Here is a 409-nt window from a genome sequence, read left to right on the forward strand (position 1 = left end):
GGCAGGTCGGGTTCGCCGGACGCTCACATTGAAGGCATATACCCATGTTTCTGACCTGTACGGGCCGTACTGGATCAATTCGATCCCGGCCACGGTGAGCGAAGCACCGTACATTCTGGACGGATTGTGCCTGAGCGAGATCGGCAAGAAAATCAAGGAACACTATGCTGACACCGGCGGGTTCACCGATCTCGTATTCGCCGCCGTCGCGCTCTTGGGCTATCGCTTCATTCCCCGTATTCGCGACCTGAAATCCAAGCGGTTCTACGTCTTCGATCTCAAAAGCGTTCCGAAAGAACTCAGGTGCCTCGCCGGCGGCAAGGTCCGGGAACAGACCTTCATCGACAACTGGGGCGATGTGCTGAGGTGCACCGCCACGATGGGTAGTGTCAAAGATCTTTCGCACTTT

1 protein-coding gene is annotated in these 409 nt (G+C 56.5%); it reads left to right on the forward strand.

Features of this window, described 5'->3' with window-relative positions:
• Positions 1-409: Tn3 family transposase (locus E1297_RS00565; protein ID WP_155132623.1), on the forward strand; the 409-nt coding region annotated here is incomplete at both ends.

Source organism: Roseibium sp. RKSG952 (assembly GCF_009711355.1).